The sequence below is a fragment of the Gracilibacillus sp. YIM 98692 genome, assembly GCF_010993965.1.
Taxonomy (GTDB): Bacteria; Bacillota; Bacilli; order Bacillales; family Amphibacillaceae; genus Gracilibacillus.
This window is the reverse complement of the sequence record NZ_WIXM01000008.1, coordinates 102,428-122,220: the sequence shown is the minus strand read 5'-3', so window position 1 is coordinate 122,220 and position 19,793 is coordinate 102,428. Positions and strand designations below refer to the sequence as shown.

The 19,793-nt window shown below is 37.0% G+C and carries 21 protein-coding genes; 14 read left to right on the top strand and 7 right to left on the bottom strand.

The genetic code is table 11. From position 1 onward, the window contains the following. The first annotated feature begins 933 nt into the window (after positions 1-933). The 3 genes from GHD00_RS10085 to GHD00_RS10075 are packed head-to-tail and all read left to right on the top strand — an operon-like array spanning position 934 to position 4,320. A complete protein-coding gene (locus GHD00_RS10085) occupies positions 934-2,637 on the top strand; it encodes an ABC-ATPase domain-containing protein (RefSeq protein WP_163538040.1) in 1,704 nt (567 codons plus the stop codon). A gap of 20 nt (positions 2,638-2,657) precedes the next feature. Further along, positions 2,658-3,794 carry a tRNA epoxyqueuosine(34) reductase QueG gene (gene queG, locus GHD00_RS10080; RefSeq protein ID WP_163538039.1) on the top strand — a complete coding sequence of 379 codons (1,137 nt, stop codon included), beginning with the start codon at positions 2,658-2,660 and terminating at the stop codon, positions 3,792-3,794. A 13-nt stretch (positions 3,795-3,807) separates the two neighbouring features. Continuing rightward, on the top strand, positions 3,808-4,320 hold the full coding sequence (locus GHD00_RS10075; protein ID WP_163538038.1) for a methylated-DNA--[protein]-cysteine S-methyltransferase: 513 nt from the start codon (positions 3,808-3,810) through the stop codon (positions 4,318-4,320). A 99-nt stretch (positions 4,321-4,419) separates the two neighbouring features. Here the strand turns inward: GHD00_RS10075 and GHD00_RS10070 are convergent, their stop codons facing one another. Continuing rightward, the gene (locus tag GHD00_RS10070) at positions 4,420-4,557 is read right to left on the bottom strand and encodes a hypothetical protein (protein ID WP_163538037.1); all 138 of its coding nucleotides are present in this window, start codon (positions 4,555-4,557) and stop codon (positions 4,420-4,422) included. 208 nt (positions 4,558-4,765) lie between these two features. On the opposite strand from GHD00_RS10070, the gene GHD00_RS10065 reads away from it, so the two are divergent. Then, positions 4,766-5,596 (top strand): amidase domain-containing protein, encoded by an 831-nt coding sequence (locus GHD00_RS10065; protein WP_481810386.1) that lies wholly within the window; start codon positions 4,766-4,768, stop codon positions 5,594-5,596. Positions 5,597-5,665: 69 nt separating this feature from the next. Continuing rightward, positions 5,666-6,139, top strand: coding sequence for a tRNA (uridine(34)/cytosine(34)/5-carboxymethylaminomethyluridine(34)-2'-O)-methyltransferase TrmL (trmL, locus tag GHD00_RS10060; protein ID WP_163538035.1), 474 nt, complete (start codon positions 5,666-5,668; stop codon positions 6,137-6,139). Between the two features lie 158 nt (positions 6,140-6,297). Here trmL and GHD00_RS10055 read toward each other — a convergent pair whose 3' ends face one another. The 4 genes from GHD00_RS10055 to GHD00_RS10040 form a co-directional block, all read right to left on the bottom strand. Further along, complete coding sequence (locus GHD00_RS10055) at positions 6,298-7,014, bottom strand: hypothetical protein (protein ID WP_163538034.1); 717 nt, start codon at positions 7,012-7,014, stop codon at positions 6,298-6,300. After that, complete coding sequence (locus GHD00_RS10050; protein WP_163538033.1) at positions 6,992-7,867, bottom strand: ATP-binding cassette domain-containing protein; 876 nt, start codon at positions 7,865-7,867, stop codon at positions 6,992-6,994. Before GHD00_RS10050 ends, GHD00_RS10055 begins: the two co-directional genes overlap by 23 nt. Continuing rightward, positions 7,839-8,231, bottom strand: a complete 393-nt coding sequence (locus GHD00_RS10045) for a GntR family transcriptional regulator (protein WP_163538032.1) — start codon at positions 8,229-8,231, stop codon at positions 7,839-7,841. Before GHD00_RS10045 ends, GHD00_RS10050 begins: the two co-directional genes overlap by 29 nt. A 365-nt stretch (positions 8,232-8,596) precedes the next feature. Next, entirely contained in the window at positions 8,597-9,313 is a 717-nt protein-coding gene (locus GHD00_RS10040) for a metallophosphoesterase family protein (RefSeq protein WP_163538031.1), read from the bottom strand. Between the two features lie 153 nt (positions 9,314-9,466). Here GHD00_RS10040 and GHD00_RS10035 point away from each other — a divergent pair, with 153 nt between their 5' ends. Then, positions 9,467-9,907: a DUF5392 family protein gene (locus GHD00_RS10035; RefSeq protein ID WP_163538030.1), complete on the top strand. Its 441-nt coding sequence runs from the start codon at positions 9,467-9,469 to the stop codon at positions 9,905-9,907. Positions 9,908-10,044: 137 nt separating this feature from the next. Here the strand turns inward: GHD00_RS10035 and GHD00_RS10030 are convergent, their stop codons facing one another. Further along, positions 10,045-10,809 (bottom strand): AraC family transcriptional regulator, encoded by a 765-nt coding sequence (locus tag GHD00_RS10030; RefSeq protein ID WP_163538029.1) that lies wholly within the window; start codon positions 10,807-10,809, stop codon positions 10,045-10,047. 117 nt (positions 10,810-10,926) lie between these two features. On the opposite strand from GHD00_RS10030, the gene GHD00_RS10025 reads away from it, so the two are divergent. The 8 genes from GHD00_RS10025 (at position 10,927) to GHD00_RS09990 (ending at position 19,253) form a co-directional block, all read left to right on the top strand. Further along, the gene (locus GHD00_RS10025) at positions 10,927-11,649 is read left to right on the top strand and encodes a ThuA domain-containing protein (protein WP_163538028.1); all 723 of its coding nucleotides are present in this window, start codon (positions 10,927-10,929) and stop codon (positions 11,647-11,649) included. A gap of 15 nt (positions 11,650-11,664) precedes the next feature. Further along, positions 11,665-12,690 carry a Gfo/Idh/MocA family protein gene (locus tag GHD00_RS10020; protein WP_163538027.1) on the top strand — a complete coding sequence of 342 codons (1,026 nt, stop codon included), beginning with the start codon at positions 11,665-11,667 and terminating at the stop codon, positions 12,688-12,690. 15 nt (positions 12,691-12,705) lie between these two features. Beyond that, positions 12,706-13,674 carry a sugar phosphate isomerase/epimerase family protein gene (locus tag GHD00_RS10015; protein ID WP_163538026.1) on the top strand — a complete coding sequence of 323 codons (969 nt, stop codon included), beginning with the start codon at positions 12,706-12,708 and terminating at the stop codon, positions 13,672-13,674. Between the two features lie 18 nt (positions 13,675-13,692). Further along, the gene (locus GHD00_RS10010; protein WP_163538025.1) at positions 13,693-14,730 is read left to right on the top strand and encodes a Gfo/Idh/MocA family protein; all 1,038 of its coding nucleotides are present in this window, start codon (positions 13,693-13,695) and stop codon (positions 14,728-14,730) included. A gap of 56 nt (positions 14,731-14,786) precedes the next feature. Beyond that, positions 14,787-15,557, top strand: a complete 771-nt coding sequence (locus GHD00_RS10005; protein ID WP_163538024.1) for a sugar phosphate isomerase/epimerase family protein — start codon at positions 14,787-14,789, stop codon at positions 15,555-15,557. A 727-nt stretch (positions 15,558-16,284) separates the two neighbouring features. Beyond that, on the top strand, positions 16,285-17,943 hold the full coding sequence (locus GHD00_RS10000) for a PTS transporter subunit IIBC (protein ID WP_163538023.1): 1,659 nt from the start codon (positions 16,285-16,287) through the stop codon (positions 17,941-17,943). Between the two features lie 2 nt (positions 17,944-17,945). Further along, a complete protein-coding gene (locus GHD00_RS09995) occupies positions 17,946-18,743 on the top strand; it encodes an endonuclease/exonuclease/phosphatase family protein (protein WP_163538022.1) in 798 nt (265 codons plus the stop codon). A gap of 18 nt (positions 18,744-18,761) precedes the next feature. Beyond that, positions 18,762-19,253, top strand: a complete 492-nt coding sequence (locus GHD00_RS09990) for a PTS sugar transporter subunit IIA (RefSeq protein WP_163538021.1) — start codon at positions 18,762-18,764, stop codon at positions 19,251-19,253. An 83-nt stretch (positions 19,254-19,336) separates the two neighbouring features. On the opposite strand, the gene GHD00_RS09985 is transcribed toward GHD00_RS09990, so the two are convergent. Then, positions 19,337-19,774, bottom strand: a complete 438-nt coding sequence (locus GHD00_RS09985; RefSeq protein WP_163538020.1) for a DUF1801 domain-containing protein — start codon at positions 19,772-19,774, stop codon at positions 19,337-19,339. Positions 19,775-19,793 lie beyond the last annotated feature (19 nt).

Below are 19,793 nucleotides of genomic sequence, written 5' to 3'. Positions count from 1 at the left end.
GATCAAATATCGAGCTCAGTTTGAACAAGTAGCGTAAAAAGTGTCCAATAAATGGGGGTCACTCCATCACTGCGGGGTCTCTTAGGTTCGCTTTTCAACAGGAGTCTCGTATTTTTCCGCAGCTTAGCGTCATTTTCTGTTCCAAGTTAGTAGAACTTCAAGAAATATTGATTCCATTAGGATTAACCCTTTCAAAAATCGGTACATCACACCAGCGTAGGCAAGATACGTAGACTCCTTCGGGAACAGCACGAGCTGAAAATCCCGCAGGCAGTGGGGTTCTGCCGAGGAAGTTGAAGCCGTGCCCGCGGAAAGCGAAGTATCTTGTCGAAGCGATTCTTTGCACTCAGCTTCGAATGATTGGTAGAAAGAGTCACGTTAAAGTTACGTTGCAGTTTATGTTTACTGTGAAATGAGGCTAATTTTAATATCAGCAATCTTTTAGAAACAAGCCTTTACAAAAAACTGTTCATTTATGTTTATGCAAAGTGAGTAGCATTCTTTTTAGGAAGTGTGTATATGTTAGTTGTTCTTTATAGCGAGAAATGAACCTGTCCATTTTCCTTAATCTCTACTGTTGTAAAACTTTTGAAAGTGTCCATGTTTGTTATCTCATGTTTGATTGGCTTTGCAAAACTTTCCATATAATTATGATAGGTATCGAGGTCTTTGATGATATGATAATAAAATACTTTTTTTCCATCTCTTACTTTCCAGACTCAGCATAATGAAAGAAGTGGGATAACGGAAGCTAGCAGCCTGATAAGTTTCGCTAACCATCAGTAGGGGATGTAGAAAAAACCAACTAACTGAAGAAAGTCTCACTTTATAGGAATTACCAAGTTATTTTTCATCATAAATACTTGAATACTTCTCAAGATAAATTGTATTCTAGATAAAGCAGAAGTAGTTAAAAGAGGAGTTTCGATAAAGATGAAGAAGCTACAGCAATTATTAAGAAATATAGATGGGAAAGGGTATAAGGCTTATAAATCCATTCAAGGTCATTATTCCTTTCATCGTTATGAAGTATGTGTAGACTATGTACAAGGTGATCCTTTTGCGTCACCATCTAAAATACGTGTTGTCATTCCAAACGCATACCGCAAGATAAAAGAAGAGTGGAAACAAACAAAACAACGAAAAACTTATACAGAAGATCGTATTGCTCGATCAGTAGGACGAGCGATTCACAACGAATCGAGACAGAGTAAAGGCTCTGGAAAAAGCGGCATGATTCACATTGATATGCCGGGGCAGGAAATTTTAGAGCGTACAGCGGTTCAGCTGACAAAAGACAAAACTGTCATTTGCTTATCGATCGGACTTCCGGCAAATGGTCGTCGAATCAATGGGCGAGAGGCAGAGAAACTGTTTTTTACGATTATCCCGAATATTATGAAACAATCGATTTTTGCTATAACAGACGATGACATTGAAAAAAGTGTCCAATTAGCAGATCAGCATCTTGAAATTCGTCAACAAATGAAAGATAATGATTGGATTGCATTTGTTGCAGATAACTCTATTTTACCTAGAGCAAGCGGGATAAGTAATAGACCATTAAAAAAAGCCGTACCGTTTGAAAGTCCTTCAGACAATCGAGTAGAAATAAATATTCCACACCGTGAACAACCATTGACCGGAATGGCGGTTAAAAAAGGAATAAATCTAATCGTCGGTGGCGGTTATCATGGAAAAAGTACATTGCTCGAAGCTTTAGAGCGTGGTGTTTATCACCATATTCATGGTGATGGGCGTGAGTATGTACTAACAGATCCAAATGCCGTTAAAATCCGCGCAGAAGATGGGCGCCAAGTATCTTCCGTTAATATTTCTGCTTTCATTAATGATTTGCCACATGGACAAGACACGAAAAGTTTTTCTACAGAAAATGCTAGTGGTAGTACGTCACAGGCTACAAATGTAGTGGAATCAATTGAGGCAGGAGCGTCCACATTATTAATAGATGAAGATACAAGTGCAACAAACTTTATGATTCGTGATGCACGTATGCAAGAGCTTGTCCATCAGGATAAAGAGCCCATCACTCCATTTATTGATAAAATCAAACAATTACGTGATGATCTAGATGTATCCAGTATTTTGGTAATGGGTGGTTCCGGAGACTACTTTGAAGTAGCGGATGATGTGATTATGATGGATCAATATCGGCCTTTTAATGTAACCGAAAAAGCTCGTGAAATTGTGAAAAAGCATCCGATTACCCGTCAAGCAGAATTGGAAAATATGCAGGCTAAAATGAATGATCGTACCTTTTTACCAAACAGTCTTGACTTAAGGAAAGGGAAGAAGAAGAAGGCGCAGGCAAAAGGACTTACTAATATCTTAATAGGGAGATCAACAATAGAACTGCATGATGTCGAGCAGTTAATTGATGCTTCTCAAACAAGAGCTATTGCCGAAATGTTACGTTATTTAGATGATCAAGGACTATTACGCCAACAAAAAACATTAGCGGAATTGCTAGATGACTTAGAAAAAACGATAGATAAGTATGGTGTACAGGTATTCGCTCCCTTTCCAAAACAACATCCTGGTGATTTAGCGAGACCGCGACGTTTTGAAATGGCAGCATGCTTGAACCGTATGCGTACAGCTAAAGTAAAATCTTAAGTTATAAGGAGGTGAGAGTAATGGCATATGAGCAATTAAAACAAGAGATTATAGATTACAGCAAAGAAATTGGCATAGATAAAATTGGCTTTACAAGCGCCGAGCCATTTTCTGAATTAAAAGCAAGGCTTGAAGAACAACAAGAGTTAGGATATGCATCTGGTTTTGAGAAAGGTACGATTGAAGAAAGAACCGAGCCAAAGCGATTAATGCCTGGTGCTGAATCAATTATGGCCATTGCTCTTGCCTATCCAACTCGTATTAAAAATGCCCCTAAAAGCGTAAAAGGCGATCGCCGAGGGATGTTTTGCCGAGCTTCCTGGGGCACAGATTATCACATTGTGCTTCAAGAAAAGTTAGATAAATTGGCAGCCTTTTTACAAGAAAAAATACCAGGGTTTGAATGCACGTCAATGGTGGATACGGGAGAGCTTTCTGACCGAGCTGTTGCCGAACGCGCAGGGATTGGATTCAGCGGGAAAAATACATTAATGATTGCACCAGAGTTAGGATCCTATATGTACTTAGGTGAAATGATTACGAACATTCCTTTTCCCCCAGATGAAATATTAAATGAAGGATGCGGGGAATGTACAAAATGTATAGACGCCTGCCCGACAGGTGCGCTTGTAGAACCTGGAAGGTTAAACGCACAAGCGTGTATGGCTTTTTTAACCCAAACAAAAGGATTTCTGCCTGATGAGCATCGCGACAAACTAGGAAACCTTATTTATGGATATGAAACATGCCAAGTCGTGTGCCCTTATAATAAAGGGGTAGATTTTCACCATCATGAAGAATTCGAACCCGATCCTGAATTAGTGAAACCGCGATTACTAGACCTTTTACAAATATCAAATAGAGAATTCAAAGAAAAATTTGGTAAAATGGCTGGATCTTGGCGAGGAAAGAAGCCATTACAACGAAATGCGATTATCTCTTTAGCCCATTACAAAGAGAAAAGTGCTGTTAATGAATTAATTCGTTTAATGAATCAAGATCCACGTCCAGTGATACGTGGAACGGCCGCTTGGGCTATTGGAAAAATTGGTGTAGAAAAGGGCTATAAGGCAATTGAACAAGCAATGGAAAAAGAACAAGATCAAGAAGTGATAGAAGAAATGCAAAAGGGCTTAGCTTTTCAAAAAAGCAGTTAAAAGGAGAAAGCATATGGTATCAGCTCTTTATTATACAGAGTGGGAAAGTCCAATAGGTACGATTACATTATTCGGTGATCAAGAAAATCTATATGGCTTAGAATTAGGTCGATTTGATGAAAAGAAGGAGAAAGTCAAAACGAGGTGCCAAAAACATCAACTTCCAGATGTGTTTCAACATTCAACTGCTGTTTTTGAAGAGTCTGTGGAGCAACTAAATCAATATTTTTCAGGAAACCGAGAACGTTTTGCCTTATCCTTTCAATTATTTGGCACAACTTTTCAACAAAAAGTTTGGCAAGTTTTGCAGGATATTCCTTTTGGAGAAACATGGTCATATAAAGATGTTGCTGAGAAAATAAATTCACCGAAGGCTGTTCGAGCAGTAGGCGGTGCAGTGAATAAAAATCCAATTTCTATTATTGTCCCTTGTCATCGTGTAATTGGGCATAATGGAAAACTTGTTGGATTTGGTGGCGGTTTAGATAAAAAATCTTATTTATTACATTTAGAAAAGGGTGAGTAGAGTTATACTCGCCCTTTTCCTGTTTTTAAATGACAATGATCATTAGCTGACAATTATAAATGAGATGGTACATTTTTAAATCTTTGGAAGGCTTGATGATTATTCTGCTTGCTCTTCTGTTTCCGTATTGTCGTCAGTTCCTGTAGTATCTTCAGTTGGCGCTTCTTCCTCAGCACATCCTGCGAGTAAACCAAAAGAAAAAGTTAATGCTGCTAAAATTGATAACCATTTTCTCATATTCATTACCTCCTGAGATATTGTTTTTCGTACAGTGATCATTATATTTCCAATTATTTTAAAATACTACCTTATTTACAAAAAATTAACAATTTTAAGGCGGATGTACTTGTTCTATAGGAAAATAGAACGACCAGTCTTCTTTTTTTCATCCATCTGAATATATATACAGATAGGAGATGTAAAGGAGTGAGTATCCATGTCTGTTATGGAAATGATCAATCAATATTGGCAACAACAGTTTTACTTGAAACCACATCCACTCCAAAAAAAACTCAATCTTCATAAAAAACATGGCAAAAAGGTAGAGCAGATAGCTGTAAATGGGAAATTATTAAATAGACAACAGAATAGAAATAATGATATAGAAGTAGTGTACAGGCTACACCTAAAATGTTTCATTGACGATCAACAAGATTATTATCATGAAGAAGAGATAGAAATTCGTAAAGCTATCTTGACAGACGACAAAGTTATCGATGATCGTTTAGAGCCATTGCCTGTTGAAGAACGTTCCGTAAAACAGCAGATGCTGGATGTCTATCAAAGAGAAAGGTTTAATTATGATCGAAGGGCTGCTGTTCAATATGCAGAGCGTTGGTGGGATGACTATAATCCAAAATATAAAGTATTTTACGAAAATGACTGTACGAATTATATTTCACAATGCCTTCATGCAGGAGGTGCTCCGATGCGAGGTGCACCGAATCGATCAAAAGGATGGTGGTATTCAGGTGATAGTTGGAGTTACAGCTGGTCTGTAGCCCATACTTTTCGCTGGTATTTAAGCGGTTCGACAATCGGATTGAAAGGAACAGAGGTAGAAAATCCAGAAGACTTAATGCCAGGAGATGTTATTTGTTATGATTTTCAAGGGGATGGACGTTTTGATCATACAACGATTGTGGTTACAAAAGATAGTCAAGGAATGCCATTAGTCAATGCCCATACCAATAATAGCAGACATCGTTATTGGACATACGAGGATTCTGCTGCATGGACCAATGATTGTGAATACCGATTTTTTCACATAGGATAAGAAGCGAATGCATTCTCTTGAAATTGTGGTATAATAACTAAGGCAATCTAGCATGTAGAGGTGAAAAAATTGGCAGTCCATGTAGTTTTATTCCAACCAGAAATTCCAGCAAATACTGGAAATATCGCAAGAACTTGTCTTGCAACCAATGTACATCTGCATTTAATCCGCCCGCTTGGTTTTTCTACAGATGATAAAATGTTGAGAAGAGCTGGGCTTGATTATTGGCATGATGTTTCAATTCACTATTATGATTCATTAGATGAATTATATAAATCTTATCCAAATGGTGGCTTTTATTATATAGAAAATTTCGGTGAAAAATACTATTCGGATTTTGACTTTAGTGATAGTGAAAAAGATCTCTTCTTTGTTTTTGGAAGAGAAACAAATGGAATTCCAAAAGAATTGTTACAAGGGAAGGAAGACCGTTGCTTAAGGATACAGATGACAAACAAAGTTCGTTCTTTAAATCTGTCCAATACCGCAGCGATTATTGTCTACGACGTCATGAAGCAACAAGGCTTCCCAGGACTAGACTAAATCTTAACATTGTAACCAGCATGTTTCATTTGCTGGTTATTCTATTTTTATAATATTTGTTATGTTACATCGTTCGGGTGCATTCTAGGCGGACGCTTTCCGCTCTCGGCGAACTAATGAATATTTTTTACCGTAAGCAACAATCTTTTAGATCAGTCTTATTTATTCGAAACTTTGTCAATGACACTGGCATTTTTGGTTAATAACCATAGCAATATCGCTATCATAGCTAAAGGGACGATAAATGCATATACCGTATAATTTGCGTGACCGATTCCAAGATAGCTCAATCCTTTAAAAATATTCTCTGCAATAGACTGAAAAAAGAAAAGCGCTATAACTGGAATAAATAATACAGCCCCTAATTTGAATCCGAAGCGGAAAAAGACACTTGAGATAAGCAAAGATATACCGAAAACTAAAAAATAAAGCATTGCTTCATAGATAATCAAGTCCCATTCTCCAATATTCGTTAAACCGTTACTCATTTGATTAATTCCAATGAACTGAAAGTTTTCAATCGCAAATAGATCTATAATCAAACCGATAAATTGTATGACTAGTTGGCTTAAAATAATCATCACGATAGCAAATAAGAACAAATAAATCACTAAGGAAATGGTATAGCTAAGGCGACTTAGTCCAAATTTAATCACATGTGGAAAAGTCTCTCGAAAGAAAATCGATCCATAAATCATCGTAAAGATAAGGCTGGGGAAAGTATTGAAGCCAGAGAACTCCATTTCCCCACCAAGTGAAACTGTCATGATTAAAAGAACCAAAACACTTGCTAAAAAGATAAACCAAAAACTTAGAATCGTCATCCAAGAAGTTTTAAAAAAATAATACAAATTAAGCTTCACTTGATGGAACATATCCGTTCACCTCTTCCTTCGTTAAATAGACGAATAACTCTTGTAAACTTGCTTTACTAACGCTTAAATCACCCGTATCTGACACTTCTTCATCATATAAAACAATTGTTTTCTGGCCTAACATAGATGATTCATGAATGATATTCTTACTAGCTGCAAATTGATCAATCTCCTCTTTATTTCCAGACAAAAGAATATGCTTATCCGCTAAATCATCAGCTTTCTCATGCAACATCAGCTTGCCATCATGTAAAATGACTACCTCTTCAAAAAGTTTGCTTACCTCATCAATTAAATGTGTTGACAATATGATTAAACGAGGATTATGTTGATATGATTCCAACAATAAATCATAAAACATTGACCTAAAAGAAGCATCTAATCCAATATACGGCTCATCAAAAATAGTAATTGGAGAAAGACTGGCAAGCCCAACAATGATTCCGAGAGCTGAGTACATCCCTTTCGAAAGCGTCTTAACCTTTTGCTTTTCCTCTAATCGAAAGGATTTCCGTAAATACTTAGCATAATCCATATCCCAATTCGGATGAAATTTAGCAGAAATATTTAAGACATCTTTCACCTTAAACTTCTCGTGAAAATTATGACTCTCCATAATTAAACAAATATCCTTTGTTACTGGAAAGTGATCAAATGGCGCTTTGTCATTAATAGTCAGCCTTCCATCTGTCGCAGGAAAATGTCCGGCTAACATGCGCATAAGAGTGGTTTTCCCTGCTCCATTTTTCCCTAAAAGGCCAATGATTTTCTCTCCGTTTAGCGTTAGAGTCAAATCATCAAGGGCTTTTTTATGTGCATACCGTTTAGTTAAGTTTGTTGCTTTCATTTCCATTTTGAAACGCCTCCTTAATCCATGTAGAAAGCTGTTCTTCCTTTAATTCGATCCGCTCTGCTTCTTGTAACATAGGTTTGACATATTGATCATAAAATTGATCTTTTCGCTTTTTTAAGACAATTTGCTTGGCCTCTTCTGTCACAAACATTCCAACTCCTCGCTTTTTAAAAATAATGTGTTGATCGACCAGCAGGTTAATGCCTTTTGCTGCAGTTGCCGGATTGATTTGATAATGCTTTGCAAATTCATTTGTTGAGGGAATGCGGTCGTTGGCTTTTAATTCGTTTTCGATAATGTTAGTCTCAATCAATTCGGCAATTTGTTGAAAAATCGGTTGGTCTTCTTTAAGTCGTTCTGTCAATATCTTGTTCACCACCTAACTGGTTAGTTACTTATGTAATTAACCATACAAGAATATGGAATAAACCTCAAGCCCAATTTTAAAAGCGACAAAAATAATTTATGATGATGTGTACTAGAAATTGCGATATAGCTCTATAATGATGATCGTAAGAGTTTATGGGAGATAAATTTAGGTCAAATAGAGGAGACGATTCGCTGAGGAATTAAAGGATTTTAACTTCCAGAATTAAAAATAAGCAACTGGAATATGCCCTTTCTATCGGACGGTGAAAGCGTGAAAGAGAACTCTTTAGCAGGTATCACTTTTGCGTCCTACCGGTGAAGGGGATATATTCCAGTTGCAACTATCAGTGTATAATTCTTCTAGTTTCGTCCAGTACGAATGATTTGCTGCATCATTTCCATATTGGGATATTGGACGTCTTCATATTGCTTGCAAACTTTCTCCGTATCATATGGAACACGGACATTTGTAACAGATATACCATCAGAGATGTCGACCATAGTGTATGAAGCTTTCGGAATTCCATCAAATGGAAGACCAACACTGCCTAAATTGATTATGGTTTTTCCATTTATATGTCTGGTGTATGCTTTATGAATGTGTCCATATAAGTAAATGTCAGCTTCTGCATTTTTCATTAATTTCTGTTCAAGTTGGCCGTCAGATTGGTCTGGAAGAATGACCTCAAACAGGCTATCTGGTGTGGCATGAAAAGCATGAAAACGAACTTCACCTAGTTCGAAAGCTAACTCAGTGGGCAATTGTTCTAAGTATTCGATATCTTTTGTTTCTAATTGTTCTTTTATCCATGCTTGTTCTACTTGCATCATTTTTAGTGCTTTATCAGGTACTTCTCCTTGTTGTACACCGCGAACAACCCATTCATCAGCATTCCCCTTAATAACTTGGGCATCTAAGGATTGAACCATGTCCAGGGCACGTTTTGGCTCAGGTCCGCGATAGGCAATGTCACCTAGCACACAAATTTTGTCAACTCGTTGTTTTTGTATGTGTTGAATGACAGCGTCTAATGCGACGGCGTTTCCGTGAATATCTGAAATAAATGCTATTTTCATCTTCTATCACCTCTATGGATATCTTACGAAAAAACATTGGAAGTGCCAAGTCATAACAAAATTAATTTTTTGGAATAAAATACCTGTAAGTAAATATTGCTTGTTTTTACATTGTTAGATTAGGGAATATTGATAGAGAGGAGGGTTATTAATATGATTTCATTTATTAAAGGTGATGTTCCTCCATTTATCAAGATGGAATTAGAAACCTTATTTCAAAAATTAAGTCCCTTAATAAAAAAGAATACACAATATATTATATTTGCATTACCATTGCTTTTTATTTCGGTTTTTAATTTGATTTTCTTCTTGTTTTTTGGAGGATTTTCAAATGGTGTAATGGCGATATTGTTAGTTTATGCCTTAATGGCATCTGTTGGTTTAGCTTTATATAAAGAATCTAAGCACATTAAAAAGCAAATTCGGTCATTAGAAATAGAACACATGGTCAAGCGTATTCAAAAAAGTGAAGTGGTGAACCGTTACCAGAAAGATAATTATATTACTGTTATTAAAAATAATCCAAGACTTAGCTTGCACACTTTTATGAGCTTTTTAGCCGAAGAAAACGAAAGACAAAAAATAACCGAATAATAATAAAAATCCGGCAGGCTAAAAGAGCTTGCCGGTTTTTTATTTTATATAGTTAGGGGAATGCTTTAGATACCGCTTCAGAAATACACTTCGCGATTAGAAGATAGATAAGTGCAACTACGTCTCTAACTTCGCCTTTATATTTTATCGCGATAGGCTCGAGGAGAGATGCTGTATTGTTTTTTAAAAACTCGGTGAAAATAAGAATAGGAGCCAAATCCACAATTTAGGGCAATATTTTCTAATGTCATGGTGGTATATTTCATCTGATTAATGGCAGCAGAAATACGAATGCTTTGTGCATAATCAATTATCGTCTGCCCCACATGTTCCTTAAATAAGTGAACACTTCTCGAAACGCTTAAATGACAGTGATCAGCAACATCCTGTACTTTAAAACCAGGTGTTGTGGCATGTTGCTCAATAAAACGCATCATTCGTGTGACAACATAAGGCCTGTTCGTATTCACTTTTTTGGAGTCAAGCACTCTTTCCAGCGATACACACAAGGCTTGTAGTAAATAATGAGTGAGTTCGCTATTTCTTTCTTTATAGGGCCTGCGCTCTTCAATGATTAGGTGATGCCATAAATTCAATAATGTGTCATCCATTTCAATTTTAGAGAAGTCTGGAGAGTGTTTAAACCGTTTATCGATCCATTCTCCTTCACAGTATAAATGAAAGTCTCCACTTTTTTGTCCATCATCCACAAATAGTTCATATTGCTCCCCAGGCTTTATAATCAGAAGATCCCCTTTTTCAATCTCTCGCTTTTTCCCATTTAAAACGACTTTAGCAGTTCCATCTGTTTGCAGTCGGAATAAATAGGCGGCATAACGTGAATGATGTGAAGTATACATTCGTTGATTGTGATAAGCATATCCGCAAAAACCGATTTTCATGTAAAACACCACTTACTTTAGCAAAATAGTTCATGTATTCATTATATCATTTATGTTCAAAAAACCAATTATTATATATTATATAGTCAAATATGAAATGTGTAGGAGGAAAGAGCAATGAATGTTCTAGTATGGAATGAATATCGACATGAAAAACAAAATGAAACCGTTGCAAAAATATATCCTGAAGGGATTCACGGAGCGATTCAATCCTTTTTACAGACAGATGATATAGAAGTTAGTACTGCTACACTAGATGAGCCTAATCATGGGATAACAGATGAAAGACTAAAGGAAACAGATGTTTTAGTATGGTGGGGACATCAAGCCCACGATGAAGTAAGTGATGACATTGTGGAAAAAATTCATCAACACGTCCTACAGGGTATGGGTCTCATTATCTTACACTCTGGGCATTTTTCTAAAATATTTAAAAAGTTAATGGGAACAACATGTGACTTAAAATGGCGTGAAGCAGACGATAAAGAGCGCATGTGGGTAGTAGATCCTTCACACCCGATTGCAGAAGGAATTGGACAATATATTGAAATTGAGAAAGAAGAAATGTATGGCGAGCATTTTGATATTCCAGCACCTGATGAATTAGTATTCGTTAGCTGGTTTGAAGGCGGCGAAGTATTTCGTTCAGGCTGTACATACCAAAGAGGACATGGTCGAATTTTTTATTTTAGACCAGGACATGAAACATATCCAACATACTATCACGAAGATGTACAACGAGTGATTCAAAATGCAGTACGTTGGGTGAGTCCTGTTGATAGAACATATTCCACTTATGGTAACGCCAAACCTTTAGAAAAAATTGAGCCAAAAGAATAGAGGAGGAATTGGGAGATGAGTAACTTAAAAGTAGCAGTTATTGGATGTGGGAGTATTGCCATTCACCGTCATTTACCAGAATATGATGCAAATCCAAATGTGGATATTACTGCAGTATGTGATATTGTGGCAGATAGAGCGAAGGAAGCAGCAGAGAAATATGGGGCAAGCGCCTATACCTCTTATGAAGAAGCGATAACAGAGAGTGGTGCAGATCTTGTAAGCGTATGCACTCCAAACTACTTACATGCGCCTGTATCCATTTTTGCGGCAGAGAATGGAAAGCACGTTCTTTGTGAAAAGCCAATGGCTACTTCAGAAGAAGAGGCGGAAACCATGATTGCTGCAAGTGAAAAGGCAAATAAGAAGTTAATGATAGCACACAATCAGCGATTTGTTGCAAGTCATCAAAAAGCAAAAGAATTAATTCAAAATGGAGACTTAGGGAAAGTGTATAGCTTCCGTACGACATTTGGCCATGGTGGTCCAGAAGGCTGGAGCATTGACGGAGCAGATAGCTGGTTTTTCCGTAGAGAAGAAGCGTTTATTGGTGCACTTGGCGATTTAGGTGTACATAAAGCAGATATGATTCGCTACATTTTAGGAACGGAATTTATTGAGGTAGCATCCATGATCGAATCTTCAGCTAAAGAAAACAGTGATGTGGATGACCAAGCTGTATCTGTATTGCGCAGTCAAAATGGCATTATCGGTACATTAACGGCTAGCTGGGCATACAATGCCGGTGAGGATAATTCGACTGTTATATATGGGGAAAAAGGGATACTTCGTTTAGAAGATGATCCGAACTATAGTTTAATTGCGAGCTATACAGATGGTTCAAAGGTAAATTATGAATTAGGCCAAATTCAATCAAATGACGGTGGCGGACAAACATCTACAGGAGTTATTGATCATTTTGTTGATAGTGTCCTAAACAATTCAAAACCATTAATTGATGGGGAAGAAGGATATCGATCATTAAAGATTATTTTAGCAGCACTAGAAGCAAATGAAACAAAGAAAAATATTTCATTGTAATGGAGGGATGACAGAGTGAAATTAGGAGTATTTACTGTATTATTTGCAGAAAAAAACTTTGAAGAAATGCTTGACCATGTGAAAGCAAGCGGCCTTGATGCAGTAGAAATCGGGACAGGTGGTTATCCAGGTGATGCTCACTGTAAGATTGACGAATTGCTAGAAGATGAAAATAAACGTAAAAATTATCTACAAGCAGTGACAGACCGTAGTTTAACCATTAGTGGTTTTAGTTGTCATGGTAATCCATTAACGCCGGATCAAGCCTTTGCTGAAGAAAGTGATACGATTCTTCGTAAAACAATTAAATTAGCAGGGTTAATGGAAGTGCCTGTCGTTAATTGTTTTTCTGGAACTCCAGGCGATCATGAAGGGGCTAAATCTCCAAATTGGCCAGTAGCACCTTGGCCAGCAGAATATGCGGAAGTTCTAGAATGGCAGTGGGAAGAAAAGCTTGTCCCTTATTGGAAGGAAATTGGGGGATTAGCTGAAAAACATAACGTTAAGATTGGTATTGAATTACATGCAGGCTTTTTAGTTCACACTCCATATACGATGTTGAAACTTCGTGATAAAACAAGCCCAGCAATTGGTGCTAATTTAGATCCAAGCCATTTATGGTGGCAAGGAATTGACCCAGTAGCAGCCATCAAAATTTTAGGAAAAGAAGATGCAATTTACCATTTCCATGCGAAAGACACTTATATTGATCAAGATAATGTAAATATGTATGGGCTAACTGACATGCAGCCGTATAGCAACATCCAAACAAGGGCGTGGAGTTTCCGTTCTGTCGGCTGTGGTCATAGCTTACAAGAATGGTCAGATATGATTAGTGCATTACGTACATTTGGATATGATTATGTAGTTAGTATTGAGCATGAAGATCCACTTATGTCCATTGATGAAGGATTTAGCCGTGCGGTACAAAATTTAAAAGCTGTCAATATTAAAGAGTCGCCTGCAGAGATGTGGTGGGTGTAAAAGAAGGGAAGAGGTATTATGGCATTACGTGTTGGATTAATTGGAGCAGGAGGTATTGCCACGGATGTGCACTTACCTGCATATCACGCTGTTCCAGAACAAGTAGAGGTAGTTGCGGTTGCCGATGTGGCTTACGATAGAGCCAAACAAGTAGCGGAGGATCATCATATCGCTCAGGCTTTTGATAGTTATGAAAAAATGCTGGAGCAAGTAGATTTAGATGCAATTAGTGTATGTGTTCCTAATAAATTTCATCGAGATGCAGCAATCAGTGCCTTAAACGCTGGATGTCATGTGTTATGTGAAAAACCTCCAGCTATGAACCAGCAGGAAGCCATAGAAATGGAACAAGTTGCAAAAGAATCTGGAAAATTATTAATGTATGGATTTCATTACCGCTTCCAATCTGAGACCCAAGCAGCTAAACGTTTTATCGATGCTGGAGACTTTGGGGAGATTTATGCCGCAAGAGTGCAAGCAATCAGACGTCGTGGAATCCCTGGATGGGGAGTTTTTACGAACAAAGAATTGCAAGGTGGCGGACCATTAATTGATATCGGTGTTCATATGTTAGATACAGCACTTTACTTAATGGGATATCCTGAACCTGCTGCCGTGCTTGGCCAAACACATCAACAGCTCGGTACGAAAAAAGGGGTAGGACTATTAGGTGATTGGGATTATCAAAATTACACAGTCGAAGATATGGCTGTCGGAATGATAACTTTTAAAAATGGAGCTTCGATTACACTCGAATCTGCCTTTGCTGCAAATGTGGAGAAACGTGACACGATGCAGGTTTCTTTAATGGGAAATGAAGGAGGAGCTGACATTTTCCCATTAAAAATGTATCAAGAAAAGCATAATACATTAATTGATATTACCCCAGCATATTTACCAGAAGTAAATGCACATCAAACAGAAATTCATACTTTTGTAGAGGATTGCTTAAAAGGAAATGTAACAGATCGTTATGCCAAGCAAGGAACAAATATTCAAAAAATAATTGATGGACTTTATCAATCAGCTGCTACAGGTCAAGCGGTTCAATTTTAGACGAGTTATAAAAGAAAAATCAAATATACCTAATATTTTAAAGGAGTGTGTATGATATGGGGAAAATCGCCATTCAATTGTATTCTGTTCGTGATCATACGTCAAAAGACTTTATAGGAACACTTCGTCAATTAGGGGATATGGGATATGAAGCAGTACAATTTGCAGGTTTTTTTGATACACCAGCTGAAGAATTAAAACAAGTGATGGATGAATCAGGACTTGTAGCAGCTGGCAGTCATATGCCCTTTGACACCCTAACTGGCGAGCAATTAGATGCTTCTTTGGCCTATAACCGAACAATCGGAAATGACTTAATCATTTGTCCGATCTTGCCAGAAGAGTACCGCCAAGATGAAGCAGGTTATTACCGCGCTGCTCAAGAGTTAAATGAAATTGGACGTAAATGTAAAGAAGCAGGTTTTACTTTTGCTTATCATAATCATAATATGGAATTTTTCGATTTAGGCAACGGAAAACGAGGTTTTGATATTTTGTTTGAAGAAACAGATGCAGAATATGTAAAAATGGAATTAGATTGCTATTGGGTAACACACGGTGGATATGACCCATTACAAACAATTCGTGCCTATGATGATTTAGTTGTTTCCTTACACATTAAAGATATGTTGGAGCATGATGGAGAAAAACGCAGCATAGAAATTGGCAAGGGATCATTAGACATAAAGACATTGTGGGAAACAGGAGAATCTGTTGGTGTTGATTGGTATGTAATCGAGCAGGAGCACTTTGATGGTGATCCATTAGATAGTGCAAAAGTAAATGTAGAAAATTTAAAAGAAGTTATTGCTGAAAAAACAAAATAAGGAATAAAAAACTCGATCGTTAAGGCGGTCGAGTTTTTTATTTTTAACTGGTAAGTATACCTTATGAAGAATATTAAAGGAGATTATTATGATGAAGGGGTAACTTTTTTTATGTGAACAGACTGATTGGTAATACTTCCGATTTTAAGGTGAGTTATGTGGAAGAAAACTACGAATAGAAGTGCTCTAACGATAGTTTTTAGGACAAAAAGAACAGAAAACTGCGAATAGAAGTGCTCTAACGATAGTTTTCAGGGCAAAAAGAACAGAAAACTGCGAATAGAAGTGCTCTAACGATAGTTTTCAGGACAAAAAGAACAGAAAACTGCGAATAGAAGTGCTCTAACGATAGTTTTTAGGACAAAAAGAAAGGAAACTACGAATAGAAGTGCTCTAACGATAGTTTTTAGGACAAAAAGAACAGAAAACTGCGAATAGAAGTGCTCTAATGATAGTTTTAAAGGCAAAAAGAAAGAAAACTGCGAATAAAAGTGCCCTTACATAAAAAAACAGATCAAAACTGCTGATAGAAATGTCTATTAGCTCTACATTCAGCTCTATTAAAGTATTGCAAAAATTAATATATACATTAAATGCAAGCGATATCACAAATAAAGTGATTGATAGAATTGAATGTATAGGGTGTTGAAAAAATAATATCTGTAGAGTAGAATTATAAGTGCAAACGATTGTTCAAACTAATATAGATATATTGAGGGGGAGAATCATGGGGAAGTTTGCGTCATTTGATTTTTGGCAAAAGCTTGGAAAGGCTTTATTAGTTGTTGTAGCCGTGATGCCTGCTGCAGGTGTGATGATTTCTTTAGGAAAAGTTGTTGCTATGGCAGGCGGCGATATACAGTTCTTACTTGCAATAGGAAGGGTAATGGAAGAGCTTGGCTGGGCAATCATCGGTAACTTACATGTCCTTTTTGCCGTAGCAATAGGTGGATCATGGGCGAAAGAGCGTGCTGGCGGTGCTTTTGCTGCATTATTAGCATTCATTTTAATGAATCGTGTAACCGGTGCTATTTTTGGCGTTACCGGCGATATGGTTAACGATCCAGGTGCTGTCACCACTTCATTATTAGGCGACGAGCTTATTGTAGCCAACTACTTTACGATGATTCTAGGAGCACCTGCTTTAAACATGGGGGTATTTATTGGCATTCTCTCTGGTTTTATTGGGGCAAATGTGTTTAATAAATATTATAATTTCAGCAAATTACCGCAAGCGTTAGCTTTTTTTAATGGAAAAAGGTTTGTTCCATTTGTTGTCATTTTATGGTCCGTAATAGTTGCGATCATTCTTTCTTTTGCGTGGCCATTTATTCAAGGGCTGTTAAATGATTTTGGTCGCTGGATTGCTGGTTCAAGAGATTCTGCTCCTATATTAGCGCCATTTGTTTTTGGTACATTAGAAAGGTTATTACTTCCATTTGGTCTGCATCACATGTTAACGGTACCGATCAATTATACAGAATTAGGAGGAACGTATACGGTACTAACTGGATCCAGTTCAGGAAACATTGTTGCAGGACAAGATCCATTATGGCTTGCATGGATTTCTGATCTTAATAACCTGATCGCAGCAGGAGATGTAAACGCATATAACCAATTACTACAAGATGTTACACCTGCCCGTTTTAAAATGGGACAAATGATCTTAGGATCTGCTGGATTAATTGGTGTAGCACTTGCGATGTACCATAATGTGGACAAGGAAAAAAAGGCAAAATATAAATCAATGTTCCTATCCGCAGGTCTTGCTGTATTTTTAACAGGTGTCACAGAGCCCATTGAATTTATGTTTATGTTTGCAGCGCCATTACTTTATGTAGTCTATGCTGTTTTAGCTGGTTTAAGTTTTGCAGTAGTGGATATTATAAATTTAAGAATCCATGCTTTTGGTAATATTGAATTTCTTACAAGATTGCCAATGACTATAAATGCAGGGTTGTTGCAAGATGTTATAAACTATTTTATCGTTTGTGGTGTGTTTTTTGTTTTAAACTATACGGTTTTTTACTTTATGATTAAGAAAATGAATCTGCCTACCCCTGGCCGTGCTGGAAATTATACAGATGAAGAAAGTACAGAACAAAAGGAAGAGTCAAAAGAAGAACAAGGAGAAAAAGATGAACAAACGGTCGCTGCTCGAGTAGTCCAATTATTAGGTGGCAAGAAAAATATAGAAGATGTAGATGCTTGTATGACAAGATTACGTGTAACTGTTCATAATATGGACGAAGTAAAAGATGAAACGGAATGGAAAAAAACCGGTGCATTAGGACTTGTATTAAAGGATAAAGGAGTACAAGCCATATATGGACCAAAAGCAGATGTAATGAAATCAGAGGTGCAGGATTATTTGGGGGACTACTAAGAATGAAATTGTTAACGATTAATTGTCATTCATGGCAAGAAGATAATCAAATGGAAAAAATACAAACTTTAGCAAATACAATACATGAAAATCAATATGATGTTATTGCACTACAAGAGGTCAGCCAAAAAGAGGATGCTCCTATCATGCATAAACCTATAAAAGAAGGCAACTATGCTGCTGTTGTAGTGGAAAAACTGCATGAGTTAGGTTCCAAACAATATCAATTTTTTTGGGACTGTGCTCATATGGCTTTTGATGTGTATGAGGAAGGAATTGCTATTATTACGAAACACCCAATAGAACAAATCAAAACACATGTTTTAACGAAATCTAATGATGTGCGATTTTGGAAAACAAGAATTGGTTTACAAGCAGATATTTTGATTCAAGATAAGTTCTATTCTTTCTTTTCTTGTCACCTCGGCTGGTGGCATGATGAAGAGGAACCTGCAAAGTACCAGATGGATCAGTTAATGCATGCAGTGAACAAGGATCACCATGTCTTTTTAATGGGGGATTTTAATAATGAAGCGCAAAAACGAGCAGAAGGATACGATTATTTGACAAGCAATGGCTGGCACGATACATATACTTTAGCTGAAGAGAAGGATGAAGGTACTACCGTTTCTGGTAATATTGCGGGATGGGAAACCAACAAATCAGATAAACGGATTGATTTTATTTTCACAAACTGCGAAAATGGTGTAAGATTGTCGAATGTTATCTTTAATGGTCGGAATAAAGCGATTATTTCAGATCATTATGGGGTAGAAGTAATAATAGACAGTAAGTCATGACATGGAGGGAAAGCGGTTATGTTTAAAAAATTGTTTAAGAAAAAAGAAGTAAATACAGATTTAGTAGCACCATTAACAGGAAAAATTGTCCCGTTAGAGGAAGTACCGGACCAAGTATTCTCTCAAAAAATGATGGGAGATGGGATTGCGATCGAACCGTCTTGCAATGAAGTCGTATCTCCCATTGATGGAGAAGTAGTCGATGTGTTCAAAACAAAGCATGCGATTAGTATGCGGACAGATGGCGGTGCAGAAATACTAATCCATATGGGGTTAGAAACGGTCCAGTTAGATGGGGACGGATTTGACATTAAAGTAGATAACGGCCAAAAGGTAAAAAAAGGAGATGCGTTAGCTGCATTTGATTTGGATGCTGTATCCGAAAAAGGCTACAAAACCATTACACCAATCATTTTACTGAACGGTGATGACTTCTCTGCAACTAGCAAAATCTCCGAGCAACAAGCAGCTGCAGGACAAGATGTTCTATTTCACATCGAAAAAAAATAAAAAAATCATGTTCAAAACTCGGGTGGTCATATACCATCCGAGTTTTGTAATAGTTCATAATGGATTTATTGAGAGGTGTTTAATCATAATTTAGCTTGATACCTATCAACCCACTCCTCAACTGACATTTTGGAAACTAGTTCGCCAATTAGTTCAAATGGTATTTTCTTACGGTTTGTAAATCGAATACAGCTTTTTCCCATATTTAATTTTGTCGTCATATGCTTTGGGTATTCCTTTTGAAACCAATCAAGCAATTCTTTATCAGCATAGATCCCCATATGATATAAGGCAATATGTTTCTTTTGTGCAGCAATACTGATAAAAGGCAACGGGGTATCTTCTTTGCAATGGTATCCATTTGGGAAAGTAGCTAGTGGCACGACATAAGAAGGCATGCCATATTGCATTTCTAGTTGAAAGCCTGAAGGAATATGTTCATCGATGACCTTTTTGAGTGAAATAAAAGAATCTTTCCATTTTTTATCTACATTTTCGATATAATTATCTACTTCTGACACAATTCACCTCTCCTTTTTC

Bases quoted from the DNA above. Each gene is read 5' to 3' on its own strand.
- GHD00_RS10085 (WP_163538040.1), top strand. From the start codon at position 934: ATGAAGAAGCTACAGCAATTATTAAGAAATATAGATGGGAAAGGGTAT.
- queG (WP_163538039.1), top strand. From the start codon at position 2,658: ATGGCATATGAGCAATTAAAACAAGAGATTATAGATTACAGCAAAGAA.
- GHD00_RS10075 (WP_163538038.1), top strand. From the start codon at position 3,808: ATGGTATCAGCTCTTTATTATACAGAGTGGGAAAGTCCAATAGGTACG.
- GHD00_RS10070 (WP_163538037.1), bottom strand. From the start codon at position 4,557: ATGAGAAAATGGTTATCAATTTTAGCAGCATTAACTTTTTCTTTTGGT.
- GHD00_RS10065 (WP_481810386.1), top strand. From the start codon at position 4,766: ATGGAAATGATCAATCAATATTGGCAACAACAGTTTTACTTGAAACCA.
- GHD00_RS10055 (WP_163538034.1), bottom strand. From the start codon at position 7,014: ATGTTCCATCAAGTGAAGCTTAATTTGTATTATTTTTTTAAAACTTCT.
- GHD00_RS10050 (WP_163538033.1), bottom strand. From the start codon at position 7,867: ATGGAAATGAAAGCAACAAACTTAACTAAACGGTATGCACATAAAAAA.
- GHD00_RS10040 (WP_163538031.1), bottom strand. From the start codon at position 9,313: ATGAAAATAGCATTTATTTCAGATATTCACGGAAACGCCGTCGCATTA.
- GHD00_RS10035 (WP_163538030.1), top strand. From the start codon at position 9,467: ATGATTTCATTTATTAAAGGTGATGTTCCTCCATTTATCAAGATGGAA.
- GHD00_RS10030 (WP_163538029.1), bottom strand. From the start codon at position 10,809: ATGAAAATCGGTTTTTGCGGATATGCTTATCACAATCAACGAATGTAT.
- GHD00_RS10025 (WP_163538028.1), top strand. From the start codon at position 10,927: ATGAATGTTCTAGTATGGAATGAATATCGACATGAAAAACAAAATGAA.
- GHD00_RS10020 (WP_163538027.1), top strand. From the start codon at position 11,665: ATGAGTAACTTAAAAGTAGCAGTTATTGGATGTGGGAGTATTGCCATT.
- GHD00_RS10010 (WP_163538025.1), top strand. From the start codon at position 13,693: ATGGCATTACGTGTTGGATTAATTGGAGCAGGAGGTATTGCCACGGAT.
- GHD00_RS10005 (WP_163538024.1), top strand. From the start codon at position 14,787: ATGGGGAAAATCGCCATTCAATTGTATTCTGTTCGTGATCATACGTCA.
- GHD00_RS10000 (WP_163538023.1), top strand. From the start codon at position 16,285: ATGGGGAAGTTTGCGTCATTTGATTTTTGGCAAAAGCTTGGAAAGGCT.
- GHD00_RS09995 (WP_163538022.1), top strand. From the start codon at position 17,946: ATGAAATTGTTAACGATTAATTGTCATTCATGGCAAGAAGATAATCAA.
- GHD00_RS09990 (WP_163538021.1), top strand. From the start codon at position 18,762: ATGTTTAAAAAATTGTTTAAGAAAAAAGAAGTAAATACAGATTTAGTA.